This window comes from Ruegeria sp. BF12 (assembly GCF_056538705.1).
Genome location: NZ_JBQFTP010000002.1, coordinates 520,936 through 544,499, shown reverse-complemented (window position 1 = coordinate 544,499; position 23,564 = coordinate 520,936). Strand labels below are relative to the sequence as shown.

20 protein-coding genes are annotated in these 23,564 nt (G+C 55.1%); 14 read left to right on the top strand and 6 right to left on the bottom strand.

Translation table 11 applies throughout. The features are described from left to right. Nucleotides 1-601 (bottom strand): PepSY domain-containing protein (locus ACR0J0_RS05640; RefSeq protein WP_480661905.1); only part of this gene is annotated, 601 nt, incomplete at its 3' end. 193 nt (nt 602-794) lie between these two features. Between ACR0J0_RS05640 and ACR0J0_RS05635 the strand changes: the two genes are divergently transcribed. From ACR0J0_RS05635 to ACR0J0_RS05590, 10 genes are all read left to right on the top strand, one after another. Beyond that, entirely contained in the window at nt 795-1,910 is a 1,116-nt protein-coding gene (locus ACR0J0_RS05635; protein ID WP_480661903.1) for a hypothetical protein, read from the top strand. 1,130 nt (nt 1,911-3,040) lie between these two features. Next, on the top strand, nt 3,041-3,223 hold the full coding sequence (locus ACR0J0_RS05630; RefSeq protein WP_480661901.1) for a Flp family type IVb pilin: 183 nt from the start codon (nt 3,041-3,043) through the stop codon (nt 3,221-3,223). Between the two features lie 152 nt (nt 3,224-3,375). Continuing rightward, the gene (cpaB, locus tag ACR0J0_RS05625; RefSeq protein WP_480661899.1) at nt 3,376-4,191 is read left to right on the top strand and encodes a Flp pilus assembly protein CpaB; all 816 of its coding nucleotides are present in this window, start codon (nt 3,376-3,378) and stop codon (nt 4,189-4,191) included. Nucleotides 4,192-4,227: 36 nt separating this feature from the next. Further along, on the top strand, nt 4,228-5,709 hold the full coding sequence (locus ACR0J0_RS05620) for a pilus assembly protein TadG-related protein (RefSeq protein WP_480661897.1): 1,482 nt from the start codon (nt 4,228-4,230) through the stop codon (nt 5,707-5,709). Continuing rightward, nucleotides 5,706-6,197, top strand: a complete 492-nt coding sequence (locus tag ACR0J0_RS05615; protein ID WP_480661895.1) for a TadE/TadG family type IV pilus assembly protein — start codon at nt 5,706-5,708, stop codon at nt 6,195-6,197. Before ACR0J0_RS05620 ends, ACR0J0_RS05615 begins: the two co-directional genes overlap by 4 nt. Further along, on the top strand, nt 6,194-6,832 hold the full coding sequence (locus ACR0J0_RS05610) for a TadE/TadG family type IV pilus assembly protein (protein WP_480661893.1): 639 nt from the start codon (nt 6,194-6,196) through the stop codon (nt 6,830-6,832). Before ACR0J0_RS05615 ends, ACR0J0_RS05610 begins: the two co-directional genes overlap by 4 nt. Before the next feature lie 11 nt (nt 6,833-6,843). Further along, nucleotides 6,844-8,049, top strand: a complete 1,206-nt coding sequence (locus tag ACR0J0_RS05605) for a CpaE/TadZ family protein (protein WP_480661891.1) — start codon at nt 6,844-6,846, stop codon at nt 8,047-8,049. A gap of 49 nt (nt 8,050-8,098) precedes the next feature. Further along, nucleotides 8,099-9,499: a TadA family conjugal transfer-associated ATPase gene (locus ACR0J0_RS05600; RefSeq protein ID WP_480661889.1), complete on the top strand. Its 1,401-nt coding sequence runs from the start codon at nt 8,099-8,101 to the stop codon at nt 9,497-9,499. Between the two features lie 12 nt (nt 9,500-9,511). Continuing rightward, complete coding sequence (locus tag ACR0J0_RS05595; protein WP_480661887.1) at nt 9,512-10,540, top strand: type II secretion system F family protein; 1,029 nt, start codon at nt 9,512-9,514, stop codon at nt 10,538-10,540. A gap of 14 nt (nt 10,541-10,554) precedes the next feature. Then, nucleotides 10,555-11,532, top strand: coding sequence for a type II secretion system F family protein (locus ACR0J0_RS05590; protein WP_480661885.1), 978 nt, complete (start codon nt 10,555-10,557; stop codon nt 11,530-11,532). Nucleotides 11,533-11,558: 26 nt separating this feature from the next. Here the strand turns inward: ACR0J0_RS05590 and ACR0J0_RS05585 are convergent, their stop codons facing one another. The 4 genes from ACR0J0_RS05585 to ACR0J0_RS05570 form a co-directional block, all read right to left on the bottom strand. Beyond that, nucleotides 11,559-12,050 carry an A24 family peptidase gene (locus tag ACR0J0_RS05585; RefSeq protein WP_480661883.1) on the bottom strand — a complete coding sequence of 164 codons (492 nt, stop codon included), beginning with the start codon at nt 12,048-12,050 and terminating at the stop codon, nt 11,559-11,561. After that, nucleotides 12,050-12,796 (bottom strand): helix-turn-helix transcriptional regulator, encoded by a 747-nt coding sequence (locus ACR0J0_RS05580; protein ID WP_480661881.1) that lies wholly within the window; start codon nt 12,794-12,796, stop codon nt 12,050-12,052. The genes ACR0J0_RS05585 and ACR0J0_RS05580 overlap by 1 nt, the downstream gene beginning before the upstream one ends. Nucleotides 12,797-13,321: 525 nt before the next feature. Continuing rightward, nucleotides 13,322-14,179 carry a class I SAM-dependent methyltransferase gene (locus ACR0J0_RS05575; protein ID WP_480661879.1) on the bottom strand — a complete coding sequence of 286 codons (858 nt, stop codon included), beginning with the start codon at nt 14,177-14,179 and terminating at the stop codon, nt 13,322-13,324. A 25-nt stretch (nt 14,180-14,204) separates the two neighbouring features. Then, a complete protein-coding gene (locus ACR0J0_RS05570; protein WP_480661877.1) occupies nt 14,205-16,247 on the bottom strand; it encodes an ASKHA domain-containing protein in 2,043 nt (680 codons plus the stop codon). A gap of 216 nt (nt 16,248-16,463) precedes the next feature. Here ACR0J0_RS05570 and guaB point away from each other — a divergent pair, with 216 nt between their 5' ends. From guaB to ACR0J0_RS05555, 3 genes are all read left to right on the top strand, one after another. Beyond that, nucleotides 16,464-17,912 (top strand): IMP dehydrogenase, encoded by a 1,449-nt coding sequence (gene guaB / locus ACR0J0_RS05565; protein ID WP_480661875.1) that lies wholly within the window; start codon nt 16,464-16,466, stop codon nt 17,910-17,912. A 90-nt stretch (nt 17,913-18,002) separates the two neighbouring features. Continuing rightward, complete coding sequence (locus ACR0J0_RS05560; RefSeq protein ID WP_480661873.1) at nt 18,003-19,160, top strand: RsmB/NOP family class I SAM-dependent RNA methyltransferase; 1,158 nt, start codon at nt 18,003-18,005, stop codon at nt 19,158-19,160. 104 nt (nt 19,161-19,264) lie between these two features. Then, entirely contained in the window at nt 19,265-21,559 is a 2,295-nt protein-coding gene (locus ACR0J0_RS05555; protein WP_480661871.1) for an ATP-binding protein, read from the top strand. Nucleotides 21,560-21,563: 4 nt separating this feature from the next. Here ACR0J0_RS05555 and ACR0J0_RS05550 read toward each other — a convergent pair whose 3' ends face one another. After that, entirely contained in the window at nt 21,564-22,157 is a 594-nt protein-coding gene (locus tag ACR0J0_RS05550) for a sulfotransferase family 2 domain-containing protein (RefSeq protein WP_480661869.1), read from the bottom strand. Nucleotides 22,158-22,349: 192 nt separating this feature from the next. Between ACR0J0_RS05550 and recA the strand changes: the two genes are divergently transcribed. Next, nucleotides 22,350-23,417, top strand: coding sequence for a recombinase RecA (recA, locus tag ACR0J0_RS05545; protein ID WP_480661867.1), 1,068 nt, complete (start codon nt 22,350-22,352; stop codon nt 23,415-23,417). The last annotated feature ends 147 nt before the right edge of the window (nt 23,418-23,564 follow it).

Genomic DNA, 23,564 nt, shown 5'->3' with positions numbered 1-23,564 from the left:
CACCGGAGTTCCCGTTGCCACCGGAGTTCCCGTTGCCACCGGAGTTCCCGTTGCCACCGGAGTTCCCGTTGCCACCGGAGTTCCCGTTGCCACCGGAGTTCCCGTTGCCGCCGGAGTTCCCGTTGCCGCCGGAGTTCCCGTTGCCGCCGGAGTTCCCGTTGCCGCCGGAGTTCCCCCTATTGTCGGAATTGCTCCTGCTACCAAACGCATTCGGGCTTCTGTTGGCGTTCCTGGCAATTGAAGCGGCGCTTTGCGCATTACCCGGCGAGGATTGTGCAGCTTTCGAAATCTGACGACCGACATTAGACCGATTGGAAACGACGACCCCGGTTTTTGCGTTGACAATCACGCTCTGAATCACTCCATCAGGCTTTTTAACGAGAATTCGGTAGTAGATTTCGTCCGTTTTAAAAGCCCGGGCGTCAACCGGGGTTCCGCCGAAAACTCTCTCCACACCCTTGATGACCCGCTTCAAGCGGATGGCTTGTCCTGATGTGGTCGCCTTGCGGAGTTCCGACTGCCTCAATTCCTGGGCGTCGGCATGCACGTCTCCAGCAACGAAGAAGGACACCAGGCAGGCAAGTATTAAGAGCGTTTTCATATTCTCTCTTTGCACGAAACTATCCGATCAAACTCTACCCGTCGCAATGTGAACCCCAGGTGAACGACCGGTTTCGCGGTCGTTCATCTACGTTGCCGTCAACTAAAGAGGTTGTTTGGTGATTCGGCTCAACCACTCGTTGGGCTCCGAGACTAGAAGAGAAAAAAGGTCCAATTTTGGCATTGGGGGAGTGATGGGAGTTAAATCGTCCTGCTTTTTGAAAGCGACTACCATCGTTATCGCCCTTTTGGGGGGCGCGGCAGTTGTTTCAACTGTTGCGGCCCCTGATTTTGCTTTCGCTAAAGAGGGCAAAGGAAACGGAAATGGCGGCGGGAAGGGGAACGGAAACTCCGGCGGCAACGGCAACGGAAACTCAGGCGGTAATGGAAAAGGAAACTCTGGCGACAACGGAAATGCCAGTCGTGAGGCCAAAGGTAACGGTGCAGGCAAAGGCATCGGAGCTGGCAATAGTAAGTCGAAATCCGTGGCCGGCAGTAGAGGCGACCTGCAGAAAGGTAAGAAAACGTTAGCTGGCAAATCAAATCTCGGACGTTCGAAATCGACACGTAATAGAGACAATGTCCTTGAGAGAGTTGAATTGTCTCTGAGGGAAGTTTTTGGAGGAAAAAAAGCAAGGCAAAAAACGACAAAGCCTCAATCTCACTCCACTGGCTCAACCAAAGTGCGCCGCACAGTTGAAAAGAGAACGCTAGTAACGACTTCAACTCGACCTGAAGCCCGGACAATCAAACATGAAATGGCATACGTGCTTGGAGCACATCCATCCGAGTTGGGTGCGTTGAACGCAGCTCATGCCAGCGAAAACGCGCTACGCAATGCGGCGCCTAACTCGCGTGTCGGTCGTATCGCGACCTACCGGGATACCGTAATTGAAGGCGACGAACTGCGTGACGAATTAGCTGACAGAGAGGACTTCCTCGCGGGGCTGCAAGAACCGGAGCGACCAATATCGGAGATTGAAGATGATCTTAAAGACGCCGTGACGGACGTTCGTGAAAACAGAGATCGCGTTCAAGAACTGGAAGAAGCATTCGAAACTGATCCATCGCTCGAGGATGAGCTCAATCAGGCCAAAGAAGAACTGGCGGACTCAGTCGAAGTTGCCAGGGATTTGAGGGACGAAAGAAGGGCGGCCGTAGAGTACGAAGAGACGGTTCAGGAAGTAGAGGATCTGGCAGAGCAAGTAGAGGATCAGGAGGTCCTTGAAAGGGAAGCACTTGAAGAAGCTGCCAACAAGCCGGTTACGGACGAGGTCGAGGCTGCCGTAAAGGAGCTGTTGGGTATTTAATCAGAACAACTTAAAAGTGTAAAAAGTTAGCGCAGTTTTTAAGGCGAATCTGTTATCAGAAGTACCAACCGCAAAATCGGATTTTTTTGATTTTGTCTTTCTTTTTAAGTATTATTTTATGTGTCTCGGGTGCTGTTCTGCCCCAGTGATATCAAGGACAAGTAAATCATAAGATCGCCAAATCCTAAAGTGATTTGGGAATTTATTAGTTATGGTTCAGAGATTTTCTGACTCGCTGCCCTGAGCCACTTGTTGTTTGCGATCTCAAGAAACGCGACGTCTACCGGAGGAAAGTCGGAAAGCTTCGACGTGTTCGCAATCCTTTGCTCCTCCAGCAATTTGAGTGGAGGAACCGACCGGCTAGTCTGCTTGTTTGGCGTGGCATGTTTGACAATAGTTTTGTTCATGCATCCCCCTCTTAGAGGTCTGGAAAACTACTTCACGACGTTCGCTTGTGCTCATTATGGTGGATCGTGCTTTAATGTAGTAATAACAAATTGTTAAACTATTATTCATCTTGCTTTATACTGCTGGATTGCAGCGTTCTCAAAGCACATTTCACGCCGGTTGGTTGGCGGATCTCAAGTGCAGGAAATCTTCGACAGACAAACATGAACGCAACTCGCACGTGAAAAGTCTTGCGGGGATATCGTTCCGATAAGGAACTGCTGTGCGTTGGTGGTGACGTTGTTCGTTCACCCAGGGAAGAGGTCGATGTTGCTGACAAAGTCGCGCTTTCGTGGGTCGGTCTGGATCTGCTGATCCTTTGGTAGGGATCCGTTTGCCTTGGGGGGAAGGAATGGGGTCGTTTTGCTTTCCGTTAATGTAGTGGTGCGACTAAAGAGGTCGAACTTTCTTCGATCGCATTTAAAGGGTGTAGACATAAAACTCCACGAGAGAGTGAATTGGGTTTTGATGGGTTTGTGAATTTGATGTTTTTAAATTTGGATCGAATGGAGTTATCTAAAAACTTATTCGAGACGAAAAGAAAACACTTTTAGCGGGAAAAAGTTTTTGTTTGGGGGGGCGTTGGTGCGGCCCGCGCTTGTTACAGATTCAACAGGCTAGGGGGAAAACCTCGAGTCTGTGCGCAGTCCGCGCATAGTCAAAAACAGACTGGAGAAAAAATTATGTTGAATGGAATTCGTAAGATCTTCGTACGCCTTCGCCGTGACGAAAGCGGTGCAACGCTGGTTGAATACGGCATCGCGCTGTTTGTTGCGATTGCGGTTGGCGGCTTTGTGCTGACCGACCTCGGCGCAGAAACTCTCGCGAACTTTACTGCAGCGGATGCAGCCGCGACCCGTCCGTAAACTGGAATTTTGTTCGGACTTTAACTTTCTTGCCTCCCCGTTGAGTTGCGGGGGGGCAAGACAGAGAAAATATCCAGAGAATTTATTTGTTGTTCGTCGCGCAAACGCAGGTTCAGCAAGTCGGTCCGTAGCCCTGAGTATTGGAGGATACAATGCGTTTGAAATCGTTAATGATGACCATTTTGGGGGTTGGGCTAGCTGGCGGTGCAGTAATGTTGGCCCAAGAGCAAATTCGGAACAGCCAGGTCAATGCCGATCCGACGATCGTGCGTGTTGTGGCCGTGGCCGAAGCAATCCCATTTGGCACGCCGATCGAAGGCTACAAGTTGACGACCATCGACTGGCCATCGGAGTCAGTTCCCGCAGGAGTTTTTACAAGTTTCGATGATGTGCTTCCAGCAAATGGCGGGGAGCCTCGCCGGGCCAAACGTGCTTTGGCACAGGGCGAGTTGTTGCTGGCTTCGAAAGTCTCGGAATTTGGGGAAAAAGTTACTATCGTTCAAACACTTGGCGAAAACAATAGGGCCATGGCCATCAATGTTGATGCCCAGACTGGTGTTGGCGGGTTTGTGACACCTGGTGACTTCGTCGACATTGTACTGACCCGAGGCAAGAACGAAGAATTGCGGGCGGTGACAATCCTGCAGAACATCCGGGTTGTTGGCGTCGATCAGACAGCTGACGAAGAATTGGACGAACCCGGTATTGCGCGCACTGTGACAGTCGAGGTGACGCCGGAACAGGGCCAACGACTGGCGCTGGCGCAAAAGGCCGGGCAACTCAGCCTGTCGCTGCGTTCCTTACAAACCGTCGAAGACGAGCCTCTAGAGGCTATTCGACTGAGTGACATCCTGCTTGAGAAATCTCCGGTCGTTGACGGAGCACCGAAACCGATCGTCAAGGTGCGCCGTGGGACGTCCGAAATTCAGGAAGTACCGGTCGCCACAAACGAGACCCGCACAAATTGATTTATTTCGCAGTTCATTGGCAGAAAGGTTGAGGGCATGTTTTCTCCGCGCAAATTCAAGAGAGACGAAGAGGGGACAATTCTTGTCTTTGTCGGGATTTGCATGGTGGTCATAATGGGAATGGCGGCTCTGACGTTCGACTTGGGACGTTTGGCCTCGACCCAAACTGATCTTCAGGCTTACACGGATCACGTAGCCTTGGCCGCGGCCGGAGAACTGGATGGCAACAATGACGCCATTACTCGGGCGACCAACGCTGCCGAGAACATGATCGAAGATACCCAGTTCTTTGCGGACGGTAGCCAGGACCTTGGTTCAGCCGCGGATTTTTCGCTGCGGTTTTTGACCGGACTGCCGTCACCTGACGATGATCCGAAAGACGAAGATTCGGTTGCGGGCTTCGCAACAACCGACCCGGCGCGTGCTGTAATGGTCGAGGTCACGGCAACACCCAGAACCGTCTTTCTGCCCTTCGGGCGTGCGTTGGCTGATTTGTTGGGCGTCACCCGACCGAACGAGGATGTGAACGCGGTCGCGATCGCTGGTTACACGCAATATGCCTGCGATGTGACACCATTGATGTTTTGCATCCCACCCAACTGGACAGCAGATGCAAACGAAGGTGCTGCGATCAAGTTGCGCACGGGCGGAAACAACTCTGCTTGGGGGCCTGGAAACTTTGGGTTCCTTGATCCGACGGATATTGGCATCAACCCGAATGGCCCTTGTGCCGGGGAAACCGGTGCCAGGCTCTACATTTGCCTGATCGCCGCGCATGGCAACTTGACGCAATGTGTTTCGCAGCGCGGCGTCGACACTGAGCCCGGACAGCGGAACGGGATCGGCAGTGCGATCTACAACTCGCGCTTTGACCTATTCCATTCGACCATGAGCAATCTGAGAAATGATCCTGCGTATTCGCCTGGCCCTCAGGTTATCGCTGGGTGGGAAAACACAGGTGGAAGCTGCCTGAATAACAACCCTACGGTTTCAAGCGACTCAATGCCTTTTCCGCCGGATGACTGCTTTGCGTCCGGTTCATGCGCCCACGGCGGCCGGTTTGGCGATGGCGATTGGTCGTCCGGGCGGACTGCATATCTGGACATGAACTATGGCGACGGTCCTGATGGCAGTCTGACGCCGCATCCATTGGGCGACCCAAGCGGAACCACGCGGTACCAGATGTATTTGGACGAGGTTGGCAGGTCTGCGGGGGGCAATATTCTTTCTGACCGCAGTGAAACGGGTCGCCCTCAATGCGCCAGGGAGACTCTGGACGATCCGGATCGCCGGACCTTCATTGCAGCCGCCATAGATTGTAACGCTAACCCGGTCTCTGGCCGCGCAAGGGATGTACCGGTCAAAGAATTCGTTAAGGTCTTTCTGATCCAGCCGTTGGAACAGTCCTCCGGCACTGATTTCGATATTTACGTTGAAGTGGTGGAACAGGTTGGCGGCGGTGTCGGCAGCAGCAGCGACGATGGCATCTTCCGCGATGTTGTGAGGCTGTACAGATGAAAAAACTGACCACGCTCGTAACCCGTATGAAACACTGTGAATCCGGCGCGCCTATGGTCGAGTTCGGGATGGTGTTGCCCCTGATCCTGCTGTTCTTCGCTGTGATCATTGAAGGTGGGCGCATTACATGGATCCATCAGGCAGCCGCTGCCGGAGTACGCGACGCTTCTCGCATGATTGCCCGAATTGCGCCGATTGACGCGTGCACTTCAGGCGGCGTCGGAGGGTATGACGGGATGGCAACGACTATTGTCGAAAACCAGTTGGGCGGGTCGTCGATCATGCCACATGGCACAACCGTCATTGATGTGACACCCACATGTGTCTCGCGGTCTGGCGCGTACAGGGTCGATCCGACCTCGATTGTCGAAGTTACGGCTGAGATCCAGATCGACTATCTGTTCGGCAACATGTTCAGCTTGTTTGGGGCAGGGCTTGGGCCGCTCACCACGGAAATTTCCGATCAAAGCAGGATTTTCGGGGTATGAGACATCTGACGCATATCATCCGATCGTTCTGGCGTAACGAGAAGGGCGGCGCTCTGGTAGAGCTTGGGATGGTGATCCCACTGTTCCTGGTCCTTATCTTCGGCATACTCGATTATGGCCGCCTGTATTGGTCAACGACTATGGCGCAGAAAGCCATGCAGGTTGCGTCGCGATTGGCAACTGTTGGTCCTCCACTTTGTGGCGCATTGCCCCCTGACCACGAATTGTCCAGTTCGGCACCCGCAAACACGCGGTTTGGTGCCTTGTGCCGCAGTGGTAACATATGTGCAGTTCCTAACCTGCCTCCCCCGTGTCAACTCGACACGTCGATGGCCTATGGCGAACGCATTTGGGATGAAATCGAAATGCTTCTGCCACCGGGCTCAACCGCAGCAAACGTGCAGTTCACCTATTCTCACGACACCCGTCTGGGATTTCTCGGGGGGCCTTATACGCCTGTAGTGACGGCGGAAATCGTGGATCTCGAGTTCGATTTTGCGCTGCCTCTGGGACCCCTGGCTGCATTGGCTGCAAGCGATCCGTCAATCACCTCAAGTAAACTGAACACTATTTCAATCCCTGCAATGAGTACATCGGTACCGGCCGAAGATTTGGCCGTCGGGGCCGTTGAGTAAGGAGTAAGATCATGAGTGCCAAACAGATTTCAGTTTTGTTGATTTCGCCGGACGAGCAAATCTATTCGGCAATCGAAGGATCTCTTGCCGGACAGGCCAACTGCCGCTTTACCGGTCGTCAGGATACCGTAAGCGGGGTTAACGGTGCTGCGGTTTCGCTTACGGCCCGTCACGATGTCGTTCTGTTTGATGTCGATGATCAGTCAGACGACCTGATGCAAACGGCGCGCACGATCTGCGACGCCAGAATGCCGAACGCCATCATCATTGCGCTGGCATCCGAAGATCTTCCATTGGAAAAAGCGCGCCAGCTTAGGAAGCTTGGTGTGGACGACGTGCTGCCGCGAACAGCGATCAACGAGGAAATCGTTCCTCAGCTCGATGAAATTCGCGCCCGTCGTCAAGCGCAGTTGCCTGCCCTTTGGGGAGGGCAGGCAACACAAGGCAAAGTCATCGCCGTTGCAAAATCTCGCGGTGGCGTAGGATCGTCGATCGTTGCTGCCAACATGGCAAACGAGCTGCAGTCGAAAGAGGGGTTCTTCAAGAAGAAAGCCACGAATGAGGTCGCACTTGTGGACCTAGACTTCCAGTTCGGCTCGCTTGCCGCGTTGATGGATGTGGAGGAAAGCGACGCAATGTGGCGAATGGCGATGGAAGAAAGCATTCCGGATGCTGCGTTCCTAGAACAAGCCATGATCAAGTCGCCATGTGGTGTGGATGTTCTTTCAGCCCCGTCGCGGTTCGGTCCGCTAAGCGCGGTGAAAGAAGAACAGATTGCCGCGATTTTGGACTGTCTCAAGCGCAGCCATGACTATGTGATCGTTGATCTGCCGCGTGCGTTGGTCGAGTGGATTACGCCCGTCCTGAGCCAGGCAGATCGCTTGTACCTTGTCACGGACGTAGCAGTGCCGTCGGTTCGGTCGGCGCGAAAGCTGATAGATTTTTACCAGTCCGAGAATCCAGCGCTGGAAATTCAGCTTGTCGCGAACCTTGAGAAAAAGCCGATCATTCCTGCGGCGCATCATCGCGCAGCCGCGAAACTGCTGGAGAGGGATTTCGCGTTCTGGGTTCCCAAGGATGATCGGACCGTGCGTGAGGCGGTCGACCGAGGTGTCCCGCTGCAGGACGTATCGAACCGGGCTCCCTTGACCCGGGCAATCAGGAAGCTGGCCCAACAGACAACTGCCGCTTTGCCTCCGCGTGTCGTGCATCACTGAGGCAACATTCAAGTTTGTGACGGTTATAGAATAAAAAGGGTAAAAAGATATGTTCCGTGAATTCGACAGAACAGGGCGCTCAGGACCAAAGACAGCAACAGTTGTGCCGTTGGGCGCGAGGCAATTGGTCGACCAAGAACCTGCAGAGGTCACCGCTTTTGAGGCCGAGAAGCTTGCCGCACAGCGCGACATGGAGGCGGACCGGATCGACCTGAAGGCGCGGATGCACAATTCGCTTTTGGACAAGCTCAACCTCGCGGTTATCGAGAAGGTCGAAGAAGAAACGCTGCGCGGTGAGATTGGCAAACACGTGACCGAACTGTTGCGGGCGGAAGGCCGCGCGATGCGCAGCGAGGAAGTTAAGCTACTGGTCGAAGAGTTGATGCATGAGGTTTTGGGGCTAGGGCCGTTGGAGCCTCTGCTGGCGGATCCGACCATCAACGACATCCTGGTGAATGGGCATAAACAGATCTTTGTCGAACGTTCTGGGATTCTTGAGAATACCTCGGCCAGATTTAGGGACGAGCGTCACTTGCTGCGGATCATCGACAAGATCGTAAGCCGCGTTGGGCGCCGTATCGATGAACGTCAGCCTTGGGTGGACGCGCGTCTGGAAGACGGTAGCCGCGTCAACGCAATCATTCGCCCATGTGCCTTGGATGGGCCGGCGCTGTCTATCCGGAAATTTGCCCGGATACCTCTGACAATGGAACGTTTGATCAAGAACGAGGCTTTGAACGACAGTGCGGCAGCCTTACTTCGCGGTTTGGTTGAAGCCAAAATGAACGTTCTGATCTCTGGCGGGACCGGTTCCGGTAAGACGACAATGTTGAACGCGCTGTCCTCCTACATCAGCCCCCGCGAACGGATCGTGACGATCGAAGACGCCGCTGAACTTCAGCTGCAGCAGGAACATGTTCTACGAATGGAAACCCGGCCAGCAGGCCTGGATGGAACCGGCGCGGTTGCGCAACGGGATCTGGTCCGGAACGCTCTGCGCATGCGTCCGGATCGCATCATCGTCGGCGAAGTTCGTGGATCTGAGGCGTTCGACATGCTTCAGGCGATGAACACAGGCCACGACGGCTCCATGACAACCGTTCACGCCAACAGTCCTAGAGATGCGCTGTCGCGTGTCGAACAAATGGTTCAGATGGGTGGCATCGAACTGCCCCATGCGGCCATCCGGGCGACCATTGCGTCGGCCATTCATTTTGTTCTTCAGCTCAATCGTTTGTCCGATGGCACGCGCCGCGTCACGTCCATCGCTGAAATTACGGGGATGGAGGGCAATATCGTCACGATGCAGGATATCTTCGTCTTCAAGCGCGAGGGCAAGGATGAGGCCGGGAACATTCTGGGTAAGTTCATGCCAACCGGCATTCGCCCAAAGTCAAGCGACGCCTTGGCCGCAGCTGGCGTCGACCTGTCCAACGTCAAGTTCAATTGAGGAGGGCAGAACATGTTGGAAGAAATTCGGTCCTACCTACCAAACGTGAACCTCGATGTGCTCATCGGGCCCGAAATGGAGATAGCCGGTTTTGACGGGCGGTTTGTTATCTCACTGCTCATCTTCATCGGTGCGCTAATTGCGTTTGAGGGTATTCGTCAGTTTCTGAAACGCGGCGAAAACAGGGAAGAAGCTATCAACCGCCGCATTCAGATGCTCAACCAGGGTAAATCGGGCGAGGATGTGCTGGATCTGCTGAAACCGCAGGAAGCCAAGCCTTTCATGAAGTCATTTCCTTTGGTCGGTGACTTGCCAGGAGCTTTGGCTGCTGCAGGCTTGACCATGTTGCCCGAAATGTTCCTGCTGGGATGTGGTGCGGCTTTCCTGATTTCGGCGATTGGTGGCTCAATGGTTGCTGACCCAATGAAAGTCGTTCCGATCTGTGCGCTGTGTTTCATCGTTTTGCCTTTGATCTTTTTGGGTGAAAACCTGAAGAAGCGGAAAGCAGCTCTGATTAAGCAGCTTCCTGACGCGCTGGACTTGATGTCTCGGGGATTGAAGGTCGGTCACCCTTTGAACACGACTTTGCAGAGCGTTGCCAACGAGATGCCAGACCCAATCGGTACCGAGTTTGGTCTGGTCGTCGATCAGGTTGCGTACGGTGAGGAATTGACCACCGCCATCAGAAATATGGGCGAGCGCGTCGAGGAAGAAGATATACAATACCTCGCGGTCGCACTGACGATGCAACACGGGACCGGGGGTGATCTGGCTGGTATACTTAGGACTCTGGCCAGCGTGATCCGCGCCCGGATGTCGCTGCGCAGAAAGATCAAAGCGATTTCGGCCGAGGGTCGGATGACGGCGTACATCCTTTCTCTTATCCCGGTCGGTATCGCATTGGTCATGACCATTATGACGCCGGAATATTACGGCAGCGTTATGCACTATCCCGTGTTCTGGCCGGTAATGAGTGCCATTGGCGTAGCCATCGTGCTCAACGCCATCATTTTGTTTAAGCTTGTCAATTTCCGGATCTGAAGAGGAGAGTGAAGATGGAGTACTTGAACACGTTCCTCGATAGTGGTTTCAACTCTCAGCTGTTGATCTTCGCGCTTGTTGCTGTGGGTGCAATTATCGCATTTTTCGGTATCTCTTCCTCTTTGAGCGAGCGTTCGACCGCGGCAGAGCGGATGATTCCCAAGCGACAGCGTCAGAACCTTGCTCGGCTTGTTCCAGATAATGTAGAGGGCGAAGAACCAACGGGCTTGAGCGCCGCTCTAATTCCAAGCGATGCTAGCCTTAGGCTGGAAGTCGGCCAGGTTCTTGCGCGCGCAGGGTTTCGTGGCAAAAACGCAATCGCAAACTTCTATTTGACCCGTTTAGGCCTGGCAACGTTTCTGCCTTTGGTATTCATGGTCCTGCTTTATTGGCAGCCTTCCAACAGTGCCGGTGCCCGTATCGCTGACTACGTGGCCGGACTTAACGCTTTTGAAATTCTGAGAAATCTGGGGATTCTATGTGGTATCGGGTTCTTTGTCCCTCAATTTTGGATGAACTCCCGCATCAAAGAACGCAAGCGCCGGATGGAAAACGCGTTTCCCAACATGCTGGATCTGCTTCAGATCGGTATCGAGGCCGGTATGGGGTTTGACCAAGCCTTGTTAAAAGTTGCGGTGGATATGCAAACCGTTTCCCCTGAAATGTCCGAAGAGATCTTAATTGCTCTGAGTGAAATTCAAGCCGGACGCGATCGGGAAATTGCGCTTATGCGCATGGCGCGTCGCACGGGGATCGACGAGATGAGTTCTTTCGTTAGTGTCGTCTTGCAGTCAACCCGGTTTGGCGTACCGCTTTCAGCGGCGCTGACCACCTATGCCGAGGAAATGCGTGAGTTGCGAGAACTTCGCGCCCAGGAAAAAGCCAATAAGTTGCCGGTGCAGATGTCCGCAGTTATGGCAAGCCTGATGCTGCCCTCCATTGCTGGTCTGATACTGGCGCCAATCGTTATACGTTGGGTGGAGACGTTCTGATATTGGATTGGCCGGGCAGCAAACGTTTATGGGAAAGTAACGTAGACAGACAGGCCGGCCAGAATTAGTCCAGCGGACCCGATTGCTATTCCCATTGGAAATTTGTTGGACTGAATCGTTTCTACAAACGCCGGAGAAGGGTGTTTTACGGCTTTTCGGAGCAGGGCCAGGGAGAACAAGCCTATCGCCATCGAAAACGACAGTAAAATCATATAGGTGGAGATGGCTGGTAAAGGCACAGCCAAAAACACTATGGGAAGTATTTTAGCGTCGCCACCGCCAAGCCAACCTATGACAAACAATCCTAGGCAAATTGAAAAGCACAATGCTGCGACCGCAAGGCGCGGAGGGATATCATTAAGTCCTAGAAAGGGCATTGTGATTACAAAGAGCCCGACACCTACTAAACAGTAGAAGTTAGGTATTCGAAAATGGATGAGATCCGTCCATGCGATGGCCACAAACAAGGGACAAAAAAGCCAAAGCGTTAACCAGCTTTGCCAAGGTACTTCCAGCATTACGCCTGCGCCTGACGTTGAATCCCATGCAATGCTTCGCGTTCCTCGAGGCTAACAAGGCGACGTGCTAAGTTATGAAAACTGTCATGCGCCGTTTTTGAATAGATATGCTTCAGGTGCGTTCTGACAGTTGCAGGCCCAATCCCAAGCTCTTCACCAATAGACTGTGAAGAAAGTCCGCGAGAAATGAGTACGCACACTCGCCATTCTGCCCGGGTTAGCCCGGCAGGATTATCCACGCTCATTATTAGCGCGTTTTCAGTTGGTTTTTTGAGTTTTACCAGCGATTGCCGCGACAACGCCTCGGTAATCAGGCCGGGACGGCGATTTTGGTAAATTTCAGACAGCTCTTCGGCGATAGCCTCGATGCCGACGCGGTACTCCTGCTCGCGGTCGCGGCGGAAATGCAATTCCAGGAAATCGAGCTCATGCCCCTTGTTGTCCAGGCAAAGAAAAAGGATGTCGTGCAGCTTTCGGTGGGACATCCAGTCCAGAACCAGAGAGGACATGTCTGCCGGGTCTTTTCCTTCTTCCAGGTAACTGAAAACTGATGCGCGCTTCGGTTTATTGCTGAACGGGCCCAATACATCGTTCGTGAAGGAAAGAAACAACGGGCGCTTGCTGTTTTGACTATGTCTATCGGCGCGGGCGGCTACTCTGTCAGACCCCTTGTTGAGCCACACACGACTGACAACGCCGCATTCTGCGCCAAACGCATCTATAATTGTTTCCAGTGCTGCGTCCAAAACGACTGCGCCTTGGCTCCACTGTATAAAATTTATCAATGCCTTAGTGTGTCGTGCGTTTGGAAACCACGCTCCACCTTGGCCAATCCCCAATCTCATATTGCACCAACTTTAACTCGTACAAACTCAAACTGTTCACCTATTACTTGGTGTTTGATTTTTGGCGCTCGAAGCCCTCATTAAGAGAGTACACGTTGCGTAAGAAAGTTCACTCAATTTGAGAATAACCGCTCGAATTCCAATCCGATTGTTTCGCTTAAGCGCACAATAGTGTTTGGAAAAAATAATTGAATTGCTCACGTGCTGAACGCCCGACGAGTCAGTAGACAAACTAGTGCTTATTTACCCGAGACATTGATCGCTAGATAGAAGACTAATCACAATCCGTGCAGCGATGTTCAAGCAACTGGCAATACCCAATGTGACTCAATTGAACCCTGACAACTACGCCGTACCGACTCCAATTGATCTGTGGTTATTTAAAGCATGTTGCAACAGTAACATGGTGTACACGGCCAGTTCCAATCACTCGGATCGACGGGCCTGAAACAGATTGATTTCGGCAGGAATATGAACGGCGTCCCCGGTAGCATAGGGACAGAACGCGTTGGCAACGGAATGCTGAATCGCGGCTACATCCTCGGGCTGACCGTCGAAATGGGCGATGACGCGGGCCGCGGGGCCAACGCTGGTGCAAAGCTCTGCACAACCTTGCAGCGTTCCTTGAAAGTGCAGAGAAAGCGGCGCAGCCTCGACGCGAATGTCGGTCAGACCTGCCTGCGCCAGCAGCCCGCAGACGCGCTCCCGATCATGAAACGCTAGCGGGCCGGGAGCATTGCGGTCCACCTTTGGCGGGGTGCCAAGGCGTTCGGTTGCCGCGACGTGGGGCAGTTTAAACCATGGGTTCCCGGCCAAGGGACCCCAGGCGGCAAAGATCATCTGGCCGCCGGGCTTCAAAGCTCGGGCCATGTTTGCGAAGGCCGCCACGGTGTCCTCGAAAAACATGACACCGAAACGCGAGATCATGACATCCCGTTCACCCTCGGCGAATGGATGGGTTTGGGCGTCTGCGAATTGAAACGCGATATTCTCGGCGCCGGCATCGGACGCGCGACGTGCCGCGCGGTCTAGAAATTGCTGTGAAAAGTCTGCAGCCAGAACATGTCCGTCCGAACCGACGGCCCGGGATGCAGCGATTGAACTAGCGCCTGTGCCGCATCCGATGTCCAGCACGTGCATTCCCGGCTGAAGCTCTGCGCGCTCCAGCACGAGTTTCAGAACCGGGGCCATCAAATCGTCTAGCTGATCTTCATATGTCAGCCATTTGACCCCGGACGGAGATTTGCCCCAGTATTCAGCCTGTTCTTCGTTTGCTGTTTGCATGTCGCCCCTCCGTATTCAGGGGCGACTATGACCTCCTGCGCCGCCGACGACCAGATTTTTCTTCCGAACCGCCAGAGTTAAACGACGGGGACGGAAGAGTGACCACCTGGGCCAGTTCGGGGAAGGGATCCGTTTTGTGAGGAATCGCATTGGCGGCGACGAAGTGCTCTTGAAACTTCGGTTCGATGGCCGTCTCGACCTTGGTGATCTCACGCACAACTCGTTCGATTTCGGCACGGGAACCGATGTTGCACAAGGCGATCCGCGCGCCGGTGCCAGCGGCGTTACCTGCGCTCGAGACCTTGTCCAAAGGCGCATCGGGGATCATGCCCAGAACCATCGCGTGTTTGGTCGAGATATGCGCGCCAAACGCCCCGGCGAGGACAACGCGGTCGACGGTGTCGACCTCCATCTCATCCATCAGCAGCCGGGCACCGGCATAAAGCGCGGATTTGGCCAACTGGATCGCGCGAATGTCGCCCTGAGTGACTGTGATGCGCGGGCCACCCTCGGCGCTTGAATCGTGGATAAGGTAGGCATGGGTGCGGCCTTCAGGAACGCAACGGGTCGTGCCGGTTTGCTCGGCCGATCCGATCAGACCGCCTTCGTCAAGCAAGCCTGCGATGCGCATTTCGGCAACCGCCTCGATGATGCCCGAGCCGCAGATGCCGGTGATGCCGGTCGTTGCGACGTCCTGATCGAAGCCTTCCTCATCCGACCATTTCTCGGACCCGATGACGCGGAAGCGGGGTTCTTTCGTGACCGGGTCTATTTCGATCCGTTCAATGGCCCCCGGTGCTGCGCGCTGACCCGAACTGATCTGAGCGCCTTCGAATGCGGGGCCAGTGGGCGAGGAACAGGCCAGAACGCGACTGGTGTTGCCCAACAGGATTTCCGCGTTTGTGCCCACGTCGACGATCAGAACAAGGTCCTCGGATTTACCGGGCTCTTCGGACAGGGCGACAGCTGCACAATCCGCGCCGACATGGCCAGCGATGCAGGGCAGAATATAGACCTGCGCGCGCGGGTTCATCTTGGTCAGGTCCATCTCGCGCGCGGGCAGGGACATGCTTTCCGACGTCGCCAAAGCGAAGGGGGCTTGCCCCAGCTCAACCGGGTCGAGACCCAGCAGCAAGTGATGCATGACCGGGTTGCAGACGAACACGGTTTCCACGATTAACTCGGCGTCGATCCCGGCTTCCTCGGCAATCGACGTTGTCAGGTCGTTGATGGCCTCACGCACGGCTTTGGTCATCTCCTGATCGCCACCGGGGTTCATCATGGAATAGGAGACCCGGCTCATCAGGTCTTCGCCAAAGCGAATCTGCGGGTTCATCAGGCCCGAAGAAGCCTTGACCTCACCGGTTTCCAGATCGGTCAGGTGGGCAGCGATGGTGGTCGATCCGAGGTCGATCGCCAGACCATAAAGCCCGTGCTCATGCAGGCCGGGCCAAATTTCGACCACACGCGCCACGTCATCCTTGTGACCTTTGTGAACGGCGACGGTGACCTCCCATTTGCCTTTGCGCAGAACGGGTTGGAGTTTGGACAACAGCGACAGATCGGCGGTGACGGCGTCGATGTTCCATTGCTCGCGCAGGGCACGCTCAAGCCGTTCCAGATCCCCGGTGGGCGAGTGCATGTCGGGTTCTTCAACGACCACGAAGTACAGTCGAGTCGCCGGATCCATGGTGATGGCGCGCGCAGCGGCGGCCTTGCGAACGACCTGACGGTGCACCTGGCTTTCGGGTGGCACGTCGATCACGATGTCCCCCTGAACGGTGGCCTGACAGCCCAGACGGCGGCCAGTTTTCAAACCGCGCTTATCGTCATAGCGTTGCTCGACCGCGTTCCATTCGCTCAGCGCGTTTTCGGACACGGTGACGCCATGCTTGGGGAACTCACCATAGCTGGGCGTGATCTGGCATTTCGAGCAGATCCCGCGACCGCCACAGACAGAATCCAGATCGACACCCAACTGTCGTGCAGCGGTCAGAACCGGAGTACCCACGGGGAAGTGCCCGCGTTTGCCTGACGGGGTAAAGACGACAAGGGGGTCGGTGGTCATTTTTGGCCTGCCTTTTGTATTCGCGCGTATGCCGGGCAAGATATGGGTTTACGCGCAAAGGGAAAGCCATTCAGCGGCACGTTTTGCACGTCTTGCGTCGTTTTTTACCGTAGTATCGCTCTGCAGCGGGAAACTAGTTTAGGTCAGGGGCTTTTCCTCGGCTCAAATCCATGTAATAGGGTCACCGCCAAACGGGCTTTTGCATGGGGTTAGTAGATGCAGATTCGTGAGGCGCTTACCTTTGACGACGTACTCTTGGTTCCGGGGGCATCGACGGTGCTGCCTGCTACGGCGGATACGACGACGCGCGTGACGCGCGAGATCACCATGAACATCCCACTGCTCAGCTCGGCCATGGACACAGTGACCGAAGCGCGCATGGCCATCGCGATGGCACAGGCCGGTGGCATCGGTGTCATCCACAAGAACCTGACAGTCGAAGAGCAGGCACGCGAAGTACGGCGGGTGAAACGGTTTGAGTCTGGGATTGTTTACAACCCCGTAACCCTGCGCGCGGATCAGACGCTGGCGGATGCTCAGGCGCTCGTTCAGCGGTACAACTTCACTGGTTTCCCTGTAGTCGACGATGGCGGTCGTGTGGTTGGCATCGTGACCAACCGCGATATGCGTTTCGCCACTTCGGACGATACGCCGATCAAGGCGATGATGACGGCTGATAACCTGGCGATGCTGCAAGAACCTGCGGATCTGGAAGAAGCCAAGAGCCTTATGCGGGCCCGCCGGATCGAAAAGCTGTTGGTTGTTGATGGAAACGGCAAGCTGACCGGCCTGCTTACCTTGAAAGACACCGAACAAGCTGTGCTGAACCCAACCGCTTGTAAAGACCGGCTGGGCCGCCTGCGGGTGGCTGCCGCAACCTCGGTCGGTGATGCGGGATTTGAACGGTCTGAGCAATTGGTCGATTCCGGCGTTGATATCATCGTGGTGGACACGGCTCATGGTCACTCACAGGGCGTTCTGGATGCGGTGAAGCGGGCCAAGACGCTGTCGAACGAGGTTCAGATCATCGCGGGCAACGTAGCAACCGGTGAGGCCACCAAAGCGCTGATCGATGCGGGCGCGGATGCGATTAAGGTGGGCATCGGGCCCGGTTCGATCTGTACCACGCGGATGGTTGCCGGGGTTGGTGTGCCTCAGCTGACAGCGATCATGGACTGCGCGACGGCTGCCGGAGACGTTCCGGTGATTGCGGATGGTGGCATCAAATTCTCTGGTGACTTCGCGAAGGCAATCGCGGCCGGCGCGTCCTGTGCGATGGTCGGCTCGATGATCGCGGGCACGGATGAAAGCCCGGGCGAGGTGATCCTGTATCAGGGCCGTTCGTTCAAATCTTATCGCGGCATGGGCAGCCTCGGCGCTATGGCGCGCGGCTCGGCGGATCGCTATTTCCAGAAGGACGCAGCAAACGACAAGCTGGTTCCCGAAGGGATCGAAGGGCAGGTGCCTTATAAAGGCTCCGCCAGTGCGGTGGTGCACCAATTGGTCGGCGGTCTGCGTGCGGCGATGGGTTACACCGGCTGCGCGACGGTCGAAGAGATGCGGAAGAACTGCAATTTCGTGAAAATCACCGGTGCAGGGCTGAAAGAAAGCCATGTGCACGACGTTCAGATCACCCGCGAAAGCCCGAACTACCGGGTGATGTGACGCAACTGAGTTTGCAGCGCGGCGCCCCAACCAGGGCGCCGTTTCGCGTTTTTAGCCCTCGCGGGCCATTCAGTGAAATCGGAAAACTTCATGACCCCAGCAGCGCGTGTTCAGGCTTCGATTGAAATCCTCGACGATATCCTTGCGGGAGCACCGGTCGAGAAAGCCCTGACCGGATGGGCGCGTCGAAGCCGGTTTGCAGGGTCCAAGGACCGCGCGGCCGTTCGCGACCATGTGTTCGAAGCGCTGCGTTGCAAACGATCCTTTGCGGCATTGGGCGGTTCGTTGACCGGGCGCGGGATGATGATCGGCTCAATCCGCGCAACCGGTGACGACCCTGAAGGTTTGTTTTCCGGAGACAGACATGCTCCTTTAAAGATCGGCAGCGAAGAAGTTGGGCGCGATTTCACGTCAGATGCGGAACGATACGACATCCCCGACTGGCTCTGGCCGCGCTTTCAAGCCGCGCTTGGAGATCAGACGGTTGGGGCGGCCAAAGCTCTGCAAGGTCGGGCACCCGTCCATTTGCGAGCCAACCTTGCTAAAACCGACCGTTCCAGCGCGATGGCTGCCTTGGCAGAGGAAGGGATAACGGCTCAGGCACACCCGGCTTGCGACACCGCTTTGGAAGTCACTGAAGGTGCCCGAAAAATCTCTCAGGGTCTCGCGTATAAAGGAGGCTTGGTCGAATTGCAGGACGCGGCAAGTCAGGCAGTTGTCGAGGCGTTAGACTTACGACCGGGCCTGCGTGTGCTGGACTATTGTGCAGGCGGCGGCGGCAAGTCATTGGCGCTAGCGGCCCATTCGGGCGTTGAGGTCTTTGCCCATGATGTGAACACGGGGCGCATGCGGGATCTGCCTGCCAGGGCCAAACGCGCGGGTGTTCAGATCAGATGCCTGCAGCCCGATGAGGTCGCGCAACAAGCGCCCTTTGACGTGGTTTTGGTCGACGCGCCTTGTTCCGGCAGCGGTTCATGGCGGCGTGCCCCGGCGGGCAAGTGGGCGCTGACCGAGGAAAAGCTGGACGCACTGAATGTCATTCAGTCCGACATCCTGAGATCCGCGTCCAAGCTGATAACTCCGGATGGAGTGTTGGCCTATGCCACCTGTTCGATGCTGGATGTGGAAAATGGCGACATCGTCGATGATTTCCGTGAAAAATATCCGGAATGGACCGAGACTTTTCGGAAGTCGTGGCTTGTAACACACGGTGCAGACGGCTTTTTCTCGGCACACTTGACGCGATAACGCGTCAATCATTAACAACTTTAGGTAGAGAGCGCCGTCGACTTTAAGAGGGCGTTAACCTAATTGGGGCTGAGTGTGACAAGGCCTTCCGCACCGAGTTGTTAATGTCTGAGACTGCAGAAATTTTTCCCGAACCGACTTTCCGCAACACACCGGCGCTTGGCCGACTAATACCCTTGGTTGTCTTGGGTGCGCTGCTGAGCTTGATGCCGTTGACAGGCATGTTGCCGTCAGTCTGGACCACAGGATTTGTTGTCGCTGGGGCGTCCTTGTTGTGCGCCGGTTTACTTGTTGTACTTCGCGGCCAGATTTCGGATTGGTCAGCGCGCAGAACTGCCAGGGTTATGGCGGTTTTTGCCGAACAGGATCTGTTTCCCACAGTGATCGCAAATGCAAACGGGGACATTCTGACCGCAAATTCTCGGGCAAGGACGCGGTTTTACGCTTTTCCTGGCGTGCGTCTGGAGCAGTGCCTGAAATCGATGTTCGCGAACCCCGCTGCGATTTTGTTGCGCCTGCAATCCATCGCCGAGATCCACGAAAAAGCCCGCGAAGACATCGTAACCGTCGGTTCGACGGTTCCCATATCGGTATTCAGCGTCGGACATGACCTGTTCTGTTGGCGGTTTCACCTTGATGAGGAAGGGCAATGGGATGACGTCGCAATCCCCGTTCTGACTCTGGGTCGAAACGGTACAGTTTTGCGCGTGAATGGCGCGGCTGAGCACCTGTTGGGTTTCAGGCCGGACAATGTGAAACAGGTTTTTCCCGGAGACGCGCCAATGGCCGGAGAGGTTGTGCTGGCCGAAAAGTCTGAGGGGCAGGTTCCTGTTACCATATCCGAACTGTCGAATTCCGGAACCGTGCGTGATCTTCTTATCCTTCCGATGAGTTCTGAGGGCTCGCACCAAGGAGATGCACCCATTGTCGAATTGCCCGTGCCGGTAATGTGCCTGTCGCCCGACGGAGAGATTCTTGAAGCCAATCGAATGGCAACCAAGCTGATCGGAGAGATTCAGCCAGGTAAATCGAACGTGGTGCAAATCATGCACGGGCTTGGCTATCCAATATTGGAGTGGTTAGAGCGTACGGCTGCCGAGGAAGGCGAAGCGCAACGCTCAGAGTTTCTGCGCCTGACGCGACAGGACAAAGAGGTTTTTGTTCAGGTCACGCTGAGCCGTGTAACGAACAATGGGCGGGTGTATCTGATGGCCGTTCTGAACGACGCCACCGAACTTAAGACACTTGAGGCCCAGTTTGTGCAGGGGCAAAAAATGCAGGCTGTCGGGCAACTGGCGGGCGGCGTGGCGCATGACTTCAACAATCTTCTGACAGCGATTTCGGGGCATTGTGACCTGCTGCTTCTGCGGCACGATCAAAGCGATCCCAATTACGGCGATCTGGTTCAGATCAACCAGAACGCCAACCGGGCCGCAGCACTGGTCAGCCAGCTGCTGGCCTTCTCGCGCAAACAAACTTTGCAGCCCGAAGTGTTGGATCTACGCGACACGATCTCTGACCTGATACATTTGTTGAACCGGCTGGTGGGTGAGAAAATCCGTCTGACTTTGAGCCATGATCCGGTACTCAAACCCGTGCGTGCCGACAAAAGGCAGCTTGAGCAGGTCTTTATGAACCTTGTCGTGAACGCTCGGGATGCGATGCCCGAAGGTGGCGAGGTGCGTATCGAGACCGAGGTTGTGTCTTTGACCGAACCGCTTAGGCGGGATCGCGCGACAGTTCAGCCCGGTGAATACGTCACCGTGAAAGTGATCGACAGTGGCACAGGAATCCCGGCGGATAAGCTGCAAAAGGTGTTCGAACCGTTCTATACGACCAAACGAACCGGTGAAGGCACGGGTCTTGGTCTGTCGACTGTTTATGGAATCGTGAAGCAGACCGGCGGGTTTATATTCGTCGACAGTTTTCAGGGGCGGGGAACTGAGTTTACGGTGTATTTGCCTGTTTCCGCCGCACCGCAAAAGGTAAATCAGGATCACTCAATTATTCCGGAAAACCCCAGTGCGCGGCAAGGAGAGGGTGTGGTCTTGCTGGTCGAGGACGAAGCACCGGTCCGGGCATTCGCCACGCGGGCTTTGCGTTTGAAGGGATACACCGTGCTTGAGGCCGCCTCGGCTGAAGAGGCACTGCATCTGCTGGAAGACGGCTCCCTGATTGTGGACGCCTTTGTCACGGACGTGGTTATGCCCGGAATGGATGGCCCAACCTGGGTGCGCAAAGCGATGGAGACTCGCCCGGACGTGCGCGTGATCTTCATGTCAGGTTACACGGAAGGCGCATTCGGAGATTCCGGTCCGGAGATCGCGAACTCAACTTTCTTACCTAAGCCATTTTCGTTAACACAACTGACCGAAGCGGTTTTCCAGCAATTGAACTAACGCGTTAAAGCGCGGCGTCGTGGCAGGCAAACTCGTCTGCATGGTGTTTGCGGAACTTCCTTTCCGTTTCCTGCCGTAAGGATAGTTCGCGAACAGGCGAAACATTCTCGCGCTGTAAAGTGATGTCCATGTTTAATCGATCCTGCAGAAAGTTCAGGATTTTGTCTTGGTTTTCGTATTTATAAACATGTGTCGCGCCGAATCCGTTGTTCCGTGTGCGAAAAAACTGGCTCTGACTGCCGACGTCCGCGAACTCCGGGCGGGGGTTTTGCATATAGGCCTGCACAAAGTCATCAAAGCTCAGATCGCGGGTTGAATGCGGGTGACCGATACGGTCGTCGCGGCTACGGTATTTGTACCAACTGCCCAGCCAGTCGATCGGTTCGCGAACAACGGCCATGATTTCCATCTCGGTGTCGTACATTTTGCGAAAAATGTTTTGGAAAAACCTGTCATAGCGGCGCACCGGTGCATGTTTCAGCTCGGGCGGGCCGGTAACGACAAAGTCCGCGCGATCGCTTAGGGCGGTGTGGTAAGCCGTGCTGCCTGTCTTGGGAACAGCCAGAAACGCAAGGCGTTCCTTATAGAAAACAAGCATTTAATCGCCTTTTATCGAGATGCTGGACAAGCGCAGATTGGCGTAAACCACTCTTTAACACAATTGCCCAACAGTAAGTATTGTAAGTTTTAGTTGAAATGTTCTCTTTTTGGTCTCATAAGGAACAAGAGGCGAACAAAGCAGCGATTGCCGCCCGATCAAGGGTGTGACAAAAGAGAAGGCGACAGGACAATGGCGGATCTTCTGACTATGAGCGACAAGAAAAACGCAGACAAGCAAAAGGCGCTCGACAGCGCGCTGGCGCAGATCGAACGGCAGTTCGGCAAGGGCTCGATCATGAAGCTGGGCGAGGACGCCAAGCAGGATATCGATGCAAGCTCGACCGGTTCACTGGGTCTAGACATCGCGCTTGGGATTGGCGGTCTGCCGATGGGTCGGATTGTTGAAATTTACGGGCCGGAAAGCTCTGGCAAGACCACACTGACGCTGCATTGCATTGCCGAACAGCAGAAACGTGGCGGTGTCTGTGCGTTCGTTGACGCGGAACACGCGCTTGACCCACAATATGCGCGCAAGCTGGGTGTAGACCTTGATGAGTTGTTGATTTCCCAGCCCGACACCGGCGAACAGGCACTTGAAATTACCGACACGCTGGTTCGTTCGGGTGCGGTGAACATGGTCGTGGTCGACTCGGTGGCGGCGCTAACGCCGAAATCGGAACTTGAGGGCGATATGGGCGACAGCAGCGTCGGTGTGCAGGCCCGTTTGATGAGCCAGGCGATGCGCAAGCTGACCGGCTCGATCAGCCGCTCGAATTGCATGGTGATCTTCATCAACCAGATTCGGATGAAGATCGGCGTTATGTTCGGCAGCCCGGAAACCACCACCGGTGGTAATGCGCTGAAGTTCTACAGCTCGGTCCGTCTGGATATCCGCCGGATTGGCGCGATCAAAGACCGGGATGAGGTGGTTGGTAACCAAACCCGTGTCAAAGTGGTCAAGAACAAGGTGGCCCCGCCCTTCAAGCAGGTCGAATTCGACATAATGTATGGCGAAGGGATCTCGAAAATGGGTGAACTGCTGGATCTCGGCGTTAAGGCCGGTGTGGTCGAAAAGTCGGGTTCATGGTTCAGCTATGGCGATGAACGGATCGGGCAGGGGCGTGAGAACGCCAAGCAATACCTGCGCGACAACAGCCGCGCCGCGCTTGAGATCGAAGACAAGATTCGCGCTGCCCACGGTTTGGAGTTTGACATGCCGCCCGGCGCGGCTGAAGAAGATGATATCCTTGAAGCATAATTGACGCCGAGGGGGTTAAGCATGCCCTAAGAAGCGGAATTGATGAAGACAAGGCGGTCCATTAGGGCCGCCTTGTTTCGTCTCGGACTACCTACGCTGTGGACACTCTTGAGGCACGGGGATAAACCGTTTTCGGAACAAATTGAT